This is a genomic window from Paenibacillus algorifonticola (assembly GCF_050481745.1).
Lineage (GTDB): Bacteria > Bacillota > Bacilli > Paenibacillales > Paenibacillaceae > Pristimantibacillus > Pristimantibacillus algorifonticola_A.
Map to the genome: position 1 here is coordinate 42,860 of NZ_JBCNGR010000045.1, position 13,322 is coordinate 56,181.

Genomic DNA, 13,322 nt, shown 5'->3' on the forward strand with positions numbered 1-13,322 from the left:
GCGTGCAGGGATGGACATTAGTTTATTGCTCGTGGATGATGAGGCGATTGATTTGGAATGGCTCCGGCGACGGGTAGTCGGCAATGAGCGCCTGCAATTGCAGGATGTGTCCGTTGCTACTAGCGGGTTCGAGGCGCTGGAAATGATGGAGCAGAAGCGCATCGACCTGATTCTCTCGGATATTCGCATGCCGATTATGTCGGGGATGGAATTTGCCCGCAGGGCGAAGGCGATTAACCCGATGGCCCATCTTGTTTTTATAAGCGGTCATCAGGATTTCAGCTATGCGAGGGAAGCGATTCAACTGAACGCCTCCGGCTATTTGCTTAAGCCGGTTGATGATACCGAGCTTCATGATATGCTGCTGGAGCTGTGCAACAAAATCGAGCAGGAGCGGCTGCAAAACCAGTCGCTGACCGAGACGCTGACGCTGGTGCATCAGGAGCTGCTGCTGCGCTGGTTCAACGAGCCGACCTCGGGGCGGGTAGAGCAGCATCTTCACAGCTTCCTTATGCCGCTGCTGCAGGGCGGAGCAGCCGTTGCGATTATTGAAATCGACGATATGGAGTGGAAGCTGGGTAAAATGGCAGCGGATGAGCGCCGTTCCTTAACAGCGGCAATGGCGTTGTTTATTCGTGACTTTGTTGAACGTCATCAGGTTGGAACGCTGCTGACCAGCTATGATTATCATTTTGTGCTGCTGGCGACGGTTCAGGAGGCGGAATGCAAAGCGCTGCTTGAAAAGCTGGTGCAAGCGTTTAACGAAGCTTTTCCCTATTCGATTACGATTGGCGCTGGCATGCATACAACGGTCATTGCCAAGCTGCATGACGCCTATCAGCAGGCACAGGCAGCGCTCAGCATCAAATGGATTGTTGGGAAAAACAGGCTCATTCACGATGCAGCGGTCTGGTCGCCTAAAGAAGCGATGGCGTACAGCCTCGAAGAGACGGTAGACCGGATGCTGCGGGCGATGCTGGAATATGATCTGACGACGGTCGACGATTGCTTGCGGGAGTTGTTCAGCGGCGACCAGCCGCTAACCGGGAAAAACGACATCTACGACCTCATTATTCGGATTACGTCCAAGCTGCATGCGGATCTCCAGCAAATGAACGAGCATTTATATGAAATTTTAAAATGGGACTCCCATCAGCCGTTTGTCTTGTTCCAATTCGAGACGGTGCACGACATTCTCTCCTGGCTGAGAAGGCGGTTTTTCGAGCTGTCCGAGCTGCTGTATTTGAAGAAGCAGCGGCAGAAGCGGAAGCTGATCGAAGAAATCGCACTGTATGTGGAGCAGCGGCTCGATCAGAAAATTACGCTCAATGAGGTGGCGGCCCACTTTGATTTTACGCCGAACTACTTGGGCCAGCTGTTCAAAGCCGAGACGAATACGCTGTTCAGCGATTTTCTAAGCGAGCTGCGTATGAAGCATGTGTGCAAGCTGCTGGAGGACCCGACCAAGAAGATATATGAAATTGCCGAGCTGGCTGGCTACAAAAATATTATTTATTTTAATCGTCAATTCAAGCAGCAGATTGGCATGTCGCCGGGAGAATATCGGAAAAAACATAACATTTAATCGTAAATCTATGTTTATGTCATAGTAATGGCCCGGGGTCCGACGGATTCCGGGTTATTTTTAACCGCCCATTTATGCAATCGTTGAATTAGTATAAGTTTTAGTTGTTCCCCTTAATTATGCGGACGCCCTGCTTTTCTTATAATGAAAGCAGACAAGAGAAGAGAGGGGAGCACAGATGAAGCGATACGGATTTATACAGGATGTCATCAAATATCGGGCTATTTTGCTCATGCTGCTGCCAGCTGTTTTGTTTTTTCTACTGTTTGCTTATATACCGATGGCGGGCATTATTATTGCTTTCAAGCATTATGATTATGCCGGCGGAATCTTCGGAAGCGCGTGGAATGGGCTGGACAACTTTCGGTTTTTCTTTGAATCGGGCGATGCGTGGCGCATAACAAGAAATACGGCGCTCTATAATATCGCTTTTATTGTAGTCAACAATGTGCTGCAAATTTTCACGGCGATCTTGCTGTTCGAGGTTGGGGGCAAATGGTTCCGCAAAATCGCTCAGTCGATTTTGTTCCTGCCTTACTTTATTTCATGGGTTGTCGTGGGAGCGATTGCATACAACCTGCTCAGCTTTGACATCGGAACGGTGAATTCCCTGCTGAGAAATATTGGGCTGGAGCCGATTGATATTTATAATACGCCTGCCTATTGGCCAATTATTCTCGTACTGGTCGCAGCATGGAAAACGCTCGGTTACGGTACGATCATGTATTTGGCGGCGATCACGAGCATTGATACCGAAATGTATGAGGCCGCGGAAATCGATGGCGCGAATATTTTTCAGCGTATTTTCAAGGTAACGATTCCTAATTTATATCCAACCGTCATTATATTGGTGCTGCTGGCAGTGGGCAATATTTTCAAAGGCGATTTTGGGATGTTTTACAATATGGTCGGCAATAATGGTGTGTTGTTCTCGTCTACTGATGTTATTGATACGTTCGTATTCAGATCGCTCATCACTTCGAATGACATTGGCATGTCAGCCGCTGCGGGTGTTTACCAATCCGTTCTCGGATTCACCACCATTATGCTGTTTAACTATGCCGTTCGCAAGTATGACAAAGATCGCGCCTTATTCTAGTGGGAGGTCATGAAAATGAGTGTATCTGATGCTAATATCGGCAGTAAAGCCGTCAAGTCTGTGAAAAGCGGTCAGCTCGACCGCCAGCTTCTTGCCATTATCGGCTATACTTCCTTAACCGTACTGTCGGTTCTGTGCATATTGCCTTTTATTCTGATCGTATCCTCTTCGTTTACGGAGGAAAGCACGATTGTGCGTGAGGGTTATCAATTTTTCCCAACTGCCTTCTCTGTGGAGCCTTATAAAATCCTGTTCAAATATCCCGAACAAATGATTCGGGCGTATGGGGTAACCATCTCCGTTACCGTTATCGGTACAGCGATCGGCCTGTTCCTGACGGCTATGACCGCCTATTGCCTGTCACGCAAAGATTTCAAGTGGCGCAATTTTTTTTCCTTCTTCTTTTTCTTTACGACGCTGTTCAGCGGCGGGCTTGTGCCTTGGTACCTGCTCATCGTCAACTATCTCCATATGAAGGATACGGCGCTGGCGCTGATTGTGCCGCTGCTGCTGAACGTGTTTTATATTATCGTCATGAAATCGTTTATGAGCAACATTCCAGAAGCGATTGTTGAATCTGCCAAAATCGATGGCGCCGGCGATTTCCTCATTTTTATGAAGCTTATTCTTCCTCTGTCCAAGCCGGCTCTTGCCACAATCGGTCTCTTCCTTGCCCTTGGGTATTGGAACGATTGGTATAACGCCCTGCTGTTCGTTGCCGACGACAAGCTGATGCCGCTGCAATATTATTTGTACAAAATGCTGGGCAACATGGATGGCATGCGCAAGGCGATGATGGGCTCAGGCGCTGTCGTGACGACAAGCCTGCCGACAGAGGGCCTCAAGATGGCAATGACGGTTGTAGCGAGCGGTCCGATCCTGCTTGCCTATCCCTTCATCCAAAAGTACTTTGTAAAAGGCTTGACGATTGGCGCAGTGAAAGGATAATCCCAAGGGAACTTGGTTTATCAAGATAGATGGGCATATCAACAGTTACATTTAAGGGGGAAATTCAATATGCAAAAGAAGAAAAAAGTCGTTATACCGGCGGTAGCCCTAACTTTAGCCATGGTTCTTGGTGCATGCGGCAACGGTGGCAATACAGGAACAGAAGCGAGCACAGCCCCAGCATCAGGTACTAATTCTTCCGCAACGCAGTCGCCTACAAAGGACGGCTTAGATATTTCCAAAGAGGTCAAGCTGAAAATGGTGTTTGTCGGCCCGAAGCCGGTTGATTATGATGCCGTATTCGCAGAAATTAATAAAAAGCTCAAGGAAAAAATCAATGCGACTGTCGATGCTGAATTTCTAGATTGGTCCGATTGGGCGCAAAAATATCCGCTGAAGCTGGCGGCGAATGAAGACTTTGACCTTATCTATTCTGCGAACTGGGCGGGCTATAACGATCAGGCACTCAAAGGCGGCTTTCTGGAGCTGACCGACGATATGCTGTCCAAATATATGCCGGAAACGTGGAAAGCGATGGACAAGGTAGGCTGGGATCAGGCGAAAGTAAACGGCAAGCTGTATATGGTTCCGCAAAACAGAGGCGAATCGGTAGAGAAGCTGATTTTGTACCGGGAGGACCTGCGTAAAAAATACAATCTTCCTGCTATCGACAGCCCGGAAGCCTATGCCAACTATTTGAAAGCGGTCGCTCAAAATGAGAAGGGCGTTACGCCATTCACACCGGAAACCGGCGATTGGAAGCTGCATAATTTAGATCGCATCCTGCTCAAGCAGCAAAATGACTGGAACATGCTCGATTTCGACCTGCCGATCGGCTTTAAGCTGACGGATGAAGCGGGCAAAGTGTTTAACGTCTATGAAACACAGGAATTCAAGGATCTGCTGTATTATTACAAAGACCTTGCTGACAATAATGCCTGGTCGAAAAACGTATTAAACAATAAAAATGACCATCAGCAGGATTTCAAGGAAGGCAAAACCGCATCTATTACGCATAACATGGGAACGCTCGGCTCACTCATGGCCTTGATGCGCATGGAAAAATCGCCTTATGAGCTTGCGCTTGCGGACATAACGCCAAATACGAAAAAATCGAATGCCGTATCGACGCAAAACGGTGTTTCTATCCATGCAACCTCCGAAAATCCGGAGCGTGCGCTGATGTTCGTCGACCTGATGCAAAATGACAGAGAGCTTCATGACTTGGTGCAATACGGAATCCCAGGTGTACATTTCACAGCCGTTGGCGACGATAAATACGATACGACGGATAAAAGCGTGAACTTCACAGGCTTCTCGAGCTGGGGCTTCAACTCGCCGCTTAATCGTGACAACGCCTCCTTCCCAGAGGAAGCAACTGCGCTCACGAACGATTGGGAAGCAAAGGTTTACCACTACCCACTGGAAACCTTCGTTTTTGACAACAGCAAGGTGAAGACGGAAGTGGCGAATGTTGGCAATGTGATGCTCCGCTTTGCTATTCCGCTGGAGTATGGCGCAATCAAGGATGTAGATAAAGGCCTTGAGGATTTGAACAAGCAGGTGAAAGCAGCCGGCATTGATAAAATTATTGCTGAAGTGCAAAGCCAAATCGATGCTTTTCTGGCAGCCAAAAAATAATAGCAGCTCATGCAATAAGCTGCCCGCAGGCAGGACATCTGGCAACAGATGCTCCGGCTGCGGGCTTTTGCTTTTTCAATAGATCAATTTGAATAGGATGGGCTAAACCAGTTGTGTATCGTTATTAATGGAAATGAGCACAATGGCTGTATCCTCGCCAATATTTTTCGCATAGTGGGGCATGCAGGCTTTCCAGCTAAAGGAATCGCCTGCGTAGATGGTCGCCGATTCGTCTCCCTGCTCTACATAGATCGTGCCGGAGAGGAGGAAGTGGATTTCCTCGCCCGCATGCGCGTGCGCCTCTGCCGTCGAGGCGCCGGGCTCAAGCTCGACGAGCATCATTTTGACGCTGCCGCGCTCGCTGAGCTGCTCGACCTTCATCTTACCGCCCCCGTATAAGGTGTGCCGACGCTCGTCCTTGCGCAAAATCTGCATCCGCTCATCCTTTTTGAGCAGCAGGAAGGCGAGTGGAACGTTCAGCGCACCCGCAATATGATCCAGCGTAGAAATAGATGGCGATGTTTTGTTATTTTCGACTTGGCTCAGGAAGCCCTGCGATAGTCCCGTAGCCTCCGCAATCTGCTGGATGGAGAGCTGCTTCTTCTTGCGAATGGTGCGAATCGTATTGCCAATATCCATGAGTACCTCCTAAAACCTTGGTTGCCTCTTAACCGATGTCGTTAAGCTGGGATGGTTTGCTGGTTGATTTGTGAATGTACCATTAAGCTCCACCCATAGTAGCAAATGTTTTATTGACTTGCCACCATGAGCATGATAATATTTCTCATATAAAACATATATTATTATTACAAATATATCAGATAAAGAGGCGATGGACAATGACTATTTCCATTCATCCGGCTGCACATATTGGCTATGTGAAGCTTAAAGTAAGTAATATGGAGCGCTCGCTCCTTTTTTATAAAGCGGTTGTTGGCTTTAAGGAGCTTTCTCGCAGCGGAAACGAAGTGCAGCTGACGGCTGATGGCAAGCGTCCGCTGCTCATATTGCAGGAGCAGCAGGGTGCGGTTGTTTTGCCGGAGCGTGCAGCTGCGGGACTGTATCATTTTGCGATTTTATTGCCGAGCCGCGAAGCGCTAGGGCTTGCTTTGCGGAATTTGGCAAACCATAATGTAGCCGTTGGACAGGGCGACCATTTGGTTAGCGAGGCTTTGTATTTCAATGATCCAGACAACAATGGCATTGAGATTTACCGCGATCGCCCGCGTGAGCAATGGGAGAAGCTGGAGGGCGGCGGCTATAAGATGGCGACTGATCCCGTTGACATTAAAGGGCTTCTGGATGCTTCCGAAGGCAAAGTATGGAACGGACTGCCGGAGGACACGGTCATCGGGCATGTGCATTTGCATGTAAGCCATCTGCCGCAAGCCCAGCAGTTTTATTGCGACACATTAGGCTTTGATATTATTTTCAATATGGGCGGCTCCGCATTGTTCATTTCGGCGGGCGGCTATCATCATCACCTGGGCCTGAATACATGGGCAGGCGTCGGTGTTCCGGCGGCTCCAGCGAATGCAGCAGGTCTGGACTACTACACGATTGTGCTTCCTGATCAAGCAGCGATGGACGAAGTGCTGGCCAGACTGGGGCAAAAGCAAATACAATTCCGCAAGCAGGCAGATGGCTGGATGGTCACAGATCCTTCTGGCATATCCAGTTTGCTGACGATTGGTAGGTAAGTGGAGATGGAGAAGCAGACGGATGGTCAACAGGAGCAGGCCGCTATTGAAATTGGCATTTATACACTAGGCGATATATTGCCTGATCCCCACACATCGGACACGATAAGTGCGAAGCAGCGGATTCAGGACATTATTGCTGCGGCAAAGCTGGCGGATGAGGGAGGCCTCGACATATTCGGCTTGGGAGAGCATCATCGCCATGATTTTGTTGTTTCGGCAACGCCGGTTATGCTGGCAGCTATTGCCCGGGAAACGGAGCGCATCAGGCTGACGAGTGCGACTACCGTGCTAAGTACGGTTGATCCAGTGCGCTTGTTTGAGGATTATGCGACGCTTGATTTAGTATCTGATGGACGCGCGGAAATTATTGCAGGACGCGGAGCCTTCGTCGAATCGTTCCCGCTGTTTGGCTATGAATTGAGCGATTATGATGAGCTGTTTAGCGAAAATCTGGAGCTGTTCGGCGAGCTCAGCCGCCAGGATACGGTAACCTGGAATGGCAAGCATCGCCCTGCCCTTCGGGCCGCTGCGATTGCTCCGCGTCCCATTCAGCCGCAAATTCCGGTATGGGTTGGCGTTGGCGGATCGCCGCAGAGCGCCGTGCGCGCAGGGGAGTTTGGCCTCGGTATGATCATGGCGATTCTTGGCGGTTCACCGGACAGGTTCAAGCCGCTCGTCGATCTTTATCGCGAAACGGGAATCGCGTCGGGCTTTGATGCGGCGAGCTTGAAGGTTGGCGTCACTGGTCACAGTTATATCGCGAAGGATAGCCAGCAGGCGCGTGCGGAATATTTCCCCTATTACACGAATTATTGGTCGCATATGAACCGCCAGCGCGGCAGCGACTTCCGCATTACACAGGAGGAATTCGCCGATATGACGGCGCCGGATCAGGCCTTGTTCGTCGGCAGCCCTGAGGAAATAGCTGAGAAAATGATTCGTCAGCATGAGCTGTTCGGGCATCAGCGTTTTATTGCCCAACTCGATATTGGCGGCATTCCTTATGCCAAAGTTGCCGAAAGCATCGAGCTTTTAGCCGGGAAGGTCGCACCTATTGTGCGTGCAGCGACAAAAACGAAATCATAGTTTGAACTGTATCCGCATCCGTGCTGATTTTGCCGAAAGCTGGCACTTAACGGTATGCCATTCATAGATTCATAGACAATCTGGCAGACGCTGCTTTACAGCGTTTTCCAGATTTTTTTAATATAAGCCGATTATAAGTTTCACACTTATAATCGGCTTATATTTCTCGGAATGAAGCGCGCCGCCGAAGGACGGCGACAGCCGTTTCACCTTGTGTGCTCCAAAACATTTTCAATAATCAGACGATTCTACAATTTTCTCGCAAACGATCCTTTACAATAGGTTTTAGCGAACTTAGAAATACATATTTATGGATGAAAAGGAAATTTGTGATGTGAAATAGAAAGGAGGATCGGCTAGCAGTTTAGTAGAGGGCAAAGAAAAATAGGAGGGATTTCATGCAGCAGTGGTTCAAACGCAAAACAAGTCGGAATAAGCCATTATCTATTTTAGTCGTAATGGCGCTTTTGCTCACCTTATTGTTCCCCGCAGGGGCTATGGGGGCGGAAACAGCGCCGCAAAGCATTAAATCTTCCATTTTGTCACAGCAGCTGAAGCTGCCTAAATCGGCCTATCAGCAAATAGATTCAGCTGGCAAGAAGGAGTTGGCAGGCTCGCTTGGCGCACAGGGGGAGCAGCGCTTCAAGCTGGAAGCGGCGAGCGGCTCCGAAACCGCGGGATCTACAGCAGAGGGAACAACGCCATTGCTCAAAAATTATGTACCGCATTCGAACAGTGGCCAGACGATCAGCGTCATCGTTGAGCTGGTTTCTGATCCCATTGCCGTACAGAGCGTCAAGGCGCAGCAAGGGCAGGCTAAGTCCATTGCCAGCTATCAGACGATTGTGAAGCAGGAGCAATCCAGCTTTGCCGCTGCTGCGAGGAAGTTGAATGTGAAGCTCGGGCGCCAGTACCAGCAAATTTTCAATGGCTACTCGTTACAGGTTCCGGCCAATCAGGTGGACAAGCTGCTTGCGCTGCCTGGCGTGAAGGCGATCTATCCGAATACGGAAATCATTATAGAGCCGCTGCCAAGCATGGAGGCGAAAATGGACGAGAGCGCTCCATTTATTGGCGCTCCGACTTATTGGGACAGCGGCCTAACGGGAGAAGGCATTAAGGTAGGAGTTATTGACACTGGCATAGACTATCTGCATCCAAGCTTGAAGGATGCTTATAAGGGCGGCTATGATTTTGTCGACAATGACAATGATCCGTACGAGACGCTTCCCGATCCGAATGATGCCGAAGCGGCAACCTCCCACGGCACGCATGTGGCAGGTACCGTGGCAGGGCGCGGAGATCCGGGAAACCCGGATAGCGAAAACGGCTGGGTGAAAGGCGTCGCATACGGTGCAGATATTTATGCTTACCGCGTACTGGGGCCGAAAGGCAAAGGCTCGACCGAAAACGTCATTGCCGCGATGGAACGATCGGTTATTGATGGCATGGATGTCATTAATCTTTCGCTGGGTGATGACTTTAATGATCAGTTCGAGGCTAGCGCCGTCGCGCTGAATAATGTGATGCTGGCAGGCGTCGTGGCGGTTGCGGCGAACGGCAATGACGGACCAGAACCGTATACGGTTGGTGTTCCAGCTACTGCGGAACTGGCGATTTCCGTCGGTGCATCTTCGCCGCCACTATCGGTGCCAGTGCTGACAGGGGCTGGAGCAGGCCGCGTTTATGGTGCGTACATGGCCTATTCCCCGGAACTGGGCCATTTGGAAAATAGTGCACTGGAGCTTGTTTATGCTGGCTTTGGAACAGCGGCAGATTTCATTGGCAAAGAGGTAACCGGGAAAGCGGCGCTCATTTCACGCGGCTCCATTACTTTTGGCGAAAAGGCGCTGAATGCCTTAAATGCCGGAGCTGCGGCTGTTATTATTTATAACAATGCGACAGGCGAATTTAGCGGAACGCTCAATGCTGGAGTCGATTATGTCCCAACGCTTAGCATCTCGCAGGAGGATGGACTTGCGCTCAAAGCGAAGGTTGATTCGGCTGCTGAAGCAGGCGGGTATACGGTCGACTTCAGTACAGTAGTAGAGCAGGATATGATGGGAGATTTCAGCTCGCGCGGCCCATCGCTGCCGGGGCTGGCTATTAAGCCGGATATAACGGCGCCAGGTGTAGCCATTCGTTCATCCATACCCGCTTATGGCGGCGATTATTCGGATGCTTATGAAAACAAGCAGGGCACGAGCATGGCAAGCCCGCATATTGCAGGCGCTGCGGCGCTGCTGCTTCAAAAGAAGCGGGGGCTTACTCCGTTTGAGGTAAAAGGGCTGCTGATGAACAATGCGAAGAAGCTGGCGGATCGCAGCGGCGAGCGCTATTCGCATATGGATCAAGGGGCTGGACGGATTGACTTGGAGCAAATCTCCAATGCCAAAGCGATAGCGCTCGTGGAAGAAACGACGGTTGCGGTAGCAGGCGCGGCCGCTACGTCCTATTTGACGGGCAGCTTATCTTTCGGAGCGCTGGCCGCCGGGAATGATTCGGCAAAAACCATCCAAGTGAAGGATATTTCCGGAGCAGGAAGCTCGTATGCGGTATCGACGATATGGTATGGCGAGGCCGCGGGTGAGCTGAGCGTTAGCGAGGAACAGTTCGCGGTGGCGGCAGGAGGTACTGCTTCCTTCGATGTAGCGCTGCATGTAGCTGAAGCAGCAGCGGCTGGCCGTTATGAGGGCGAGGTCGTCATTCAAGGTGCAGGACAGACGATACAGCTTCCACTCGCTGTCTATGTGGGCGACGTGGAGCTTCCGGCAAAAGTATCGGAAATCACGCTTGATCCGTTCCTCTTTTCGCCAAATGGTGACGGTGCAGCGGATACGACCGACCTGACGTTCCGAGTAAATGCAACGCTGCCGTATTTTTCACTAGATGTTTATGCGGTTTCGGGAAGCAATTTGTCCTGGAAAGGGGTCATTGTGGAAAGCGCGCAAGGCATTAGCCCGGGCAGCTACATTGTTGAAGGCTGGGACGGGGAAATATTGACGGCACTTGGCCCTCAGCAGCTTGGTGAAGGTCAATATGTCGTCGTGCCTTGGGTTGGTCTTGGCAATGATGATTATTTGCTTGACCAGCTGGCCGAATTTATCGTGGATGTGCAGGCTCCAGTTGCGGAGCTCTCGGATCCGCCGATTGCCGTTACGGGCAGCGAGGGCGTGATTAGCGGGCGAATTATTAGCGACCGCCTCATTACTTTGTTCGGCGATTATTCGGCAGTTGGCGCTGCTGCGATGGCTGAGGATGCAAACGGCGATTTGCAGCAGTATGATGCGACGATTGCAGCAGACGGGCGTTTTGAGATTCCGGTGCCAATTGTCCAAGGAAGCAATACGTTTGACGTGTATGTGTATGATGCCGCCGATAATGGCGTCATTGAGCCAGCCTTTGTTGTCCGTTATGAGAGCACGGCTCAGCAGCCTGCCACATTAGCGGCTGTTGCTTCAAAGTCTAGTGTACGCACAGGAGAAACCTTTGACATTGATGTGAATTTTGCTCATGTTAAGGGCTTATATGCGGCGCAATTCAGCTTGACGTATGACAGCTCGCTGGTGAAAGGCTCAGTGGAGCCAAGCGTTACGTTGTCGACCTATCAGCAGCAGGCGAATCCTGGCGGATCGCTCATCGTAGATGAGGCGATTGTCGATCTCGGCAACGGCATTGCAAGGAGCGATTATGTCGTATCCTTGACCGGAGATCATAGCGGCTACAGTGGCTCCGGGACGCTGGCAACGTTCCATTTTTCCAGTGGCAGCACCGGAAAACGGGATTTTAAATTGTCCAATGTACGGGCATTAAACAGCGATACGCAAGAAATTTCCTACAGCAGCGTGAGTGACGCATCTGTTACGGTGACGGCGGGGCCAACTGAGCCAGAACATCGGATTACAGGCAAAATAACAGCGGAAGCTTTCGGCAGCGGTGTGAATTACAGCGAGACTTGGTACCAGGGTGCCGATGGCGTGCATAAAGTTGTGGTAGAGGCCATTACAGCAAGCAAAGAGGTTGCAGCTGTAGGTGAAGTGAAGGCGGATGGAAGCTATACGCTGCTTGTTCCTGCGGGCAATTACACGGTGCGCGTCGTAGCGCCAGGCCATGTGGCTTCGGCTGCTTCGGTGACGGTGGCAGACGAGGATACGACGCATAATGTCGGACCGCTTCTGGCGGGCGACGTGAATGGCGACGGCAAAGTCGATCTGGCCGATCTCCAGCTTGTTGCCAAGCAGTTCGGCAAGTCGCGGAGCACAAGCTGGGCAAATGCGCAAGCAAGCGCAGCGGACATTAACCGGGATAACGCGATTGATCTGCTCGATATTTCCTTCGTTTTAGGCAACTTCAAGCTGTAAGCGGCAAGAGGTGAAAGGAAAAAGCCAAGATACAAGATACAAGAGAGAAGAAACAAGAAACAAGAAACAAGAAACAAGAGAGAAGAAACAAGAAATAAGTGGCCGATCATGAAACGGTCGTGAAAAAATAGAAGGGGAGCGCCATCGGCTCCCCTCCTTATTTTCAGGATGCAGCATAGGTATGGTTGCTAAATAAAAAACAATTATAGTGATTTTAACCTCGCAATAGATCCTCTTAGAGAGTTATTATAGACAGTAGTACAGTTTATAGAGGGAGAGACATGATGGACACTAATACTCGTTCCGTTCCAGAGGAAAACGTTTTTACGATTGACTGCAAGGATGTAATTCTAAGAGAATTCTTGGCTACTGATTTAGATCATTTTCATTCACTCACTTGGCAACCTGAAATACATGAATATTTGCCAGGCTGGAACGTATCTAAAGAGCAACGGAAAGATTGGTTTATCAACTATGAAATTCCAGAGAACAAACAGTTTTTCAATACTGTATCGAAAGGTGAAGACATTGGTGATCTCCGTCTTAGATTAGGGATTATTTTGAAAGAGACAGGAGAATTTATCGGTTGGTGTTGTTCAGGAATGAAAGACGAATTACCACCGCCAAACCGAGAAATCATGTATGCCATTTCGAAAGATCATAGAGGTCAAGGTTATACAACCCAAGCCTCACAAGGAATGACTAATTATTTATTTGAGAATACGAACGTTGAGGTGCTTAGTGCTATTGCTTTATTAGACAACGTTCCGTCGAATAGAGTAATAGATAAATGTGGTTTTAACTTTCAGAGTATGATCGAGATTGATGACGAAAAATATAACTATTATAAACTTGATAAAAAAGATTGGGCAGGCGATGGACATGGCGTAAAAAGCTGA

The 13,322-nt window shown here is 49.8% G+C and carries 9 protein-coding genes; 8 read left to right on the forward strand and 1 reads right to left on the reverse strand.

Going from position 1 to position 13,322, the window contains the following annotated elements; all coding sequences use genetic code 11:
* Nucleotides 1-10: 10 nt before the first annotated feature.
* From ABEW34_RS29005 to ABEW34_RS29020, 4 genes are all read left to right on the forward strand, one after another.
* Nucleotides 11-1,585, forward strand: coding sequence for a response regulator (locus tag ABEW34_RS29005; protein WP_430164388.1), 1,575 nt, complete (start codon nucleotides 11-13; stop codon nucleotides 1,583-1,585).
* Between the two features lie 178 nt (nucleotides 1,586-1,763).
* Nucleotides 1,764-2,684 carry an ABC transporter permease gene (locus ABEW34_RS29010; RefSeq protein ID WP_430164391.1) on the forward strand — a complete coding sequence of 307 codons (921 nt, stop codon included), beginning with the start codon at nucleotides 1,764-1,766 and terminating at the stop codon, nucleotides 2,682-2,684.
* A gap of 15 nt (nucleotides 2,685-2,699) precedes the next feature.
* A complete protein-coding gene (locus ABEW34_RS29015) occupies nucleotides 2,700-3,632 on the forward strand; it encodes a carbohydrate ABC transporter permease (RefSeq protein WP_341281308.1) in 933 nt (310 codons plus the stop codon).
* A gap of 69 nt (nucleotides 3,633-3,701) precedes the next feature.
* A complete protein-coding gene (locus ABEW34_RS29020) occupies nucleotides 3,702-5,273 on the forward strand; it encodes an ABC transporter substrate-binding protein (protein WP_430164394.1) in 1,572 nt (523 codons plus the stop codon).
* A 102-nt stretch (nucleotides 5,274-5,375) separates the two neighbouring features.
* Here ABEW34_RS29020 and ABEW34_RS29025 read toward each other — a convergent pair whose 3' ends face one another.
* Nucleotides 5,376-5,912, reverse strand: a complete 537-nt coding sequence (locus ABEW34_RS29025) for a helix-turn-helix domain-containing protein (protein ID WP_056042834.1) — start codon at nucleotides 5,910-5,912, stop codon at nucleotides 5,376-5,378.
* 200 nt (nucleotides 5,913-6,112) lie between these two features.
* Here ABEW34_RS29025 and ABEW34_RS29030 point away from each other — a divergent pair, with 200 nt between their 5' ends.
* The 4 genes from ABEW34_RS29030 (at nucleotide 6,113) to ABEW34_RS29045 (ending at nucleotide 13,322) form a co-directional block, all read left to right on the forward strand.
* On the forward strand, nucleotides 6,113-6,973 hold the full coding sequence (locus ABEW34_RS29030) for a VOC family protein (RefSeq protein WP_430164397.1): 861 nt from the start codon (nucleotides 6,113-6,115) through the stop codon (nucleotides 6,971-6,973).
* Between the two features lie 6 nt (nucleotides 6,974-6,979).
* A complete protein-coding gene (locus ABEW34_RS29035; protein WP_430164400.1) occupies nucleotides 6,980-8,062 on the forward strand; it encodes an LLM class flavin-dependent oxidoreductase in 1,083 nt (360 codons plus the stop codon).
* Nucleotides 8,063-8,460: 398 nt separating this feature from the next.
* The gene (locus tag ABEW34_RS29040) at nucleotides 8,461-12,423 is read left to right on the forward strand and encodes a S8 family serine peptidase (protein WP_430164403.1); all 3,963 of its coding nucleotides are present in this window, start codon (nucleotides 8,461-8,463) and stop codon (nucleotides 12,421-12,423) included.
* A gap of 281 nt (nucleotides 12,424-12,704) precedes the next feature.
* On the forward strand, nucleotides 12,705-13,322 hold the full coding sequence (locus ABEW34_RS29045; protein ID WP_430164406.1) for a GNAT family N-acetyltransferase: 618 nt from the start codon (nucleotides 12,705-12,707) through the stop codon (nucleotides 13,320-13,322).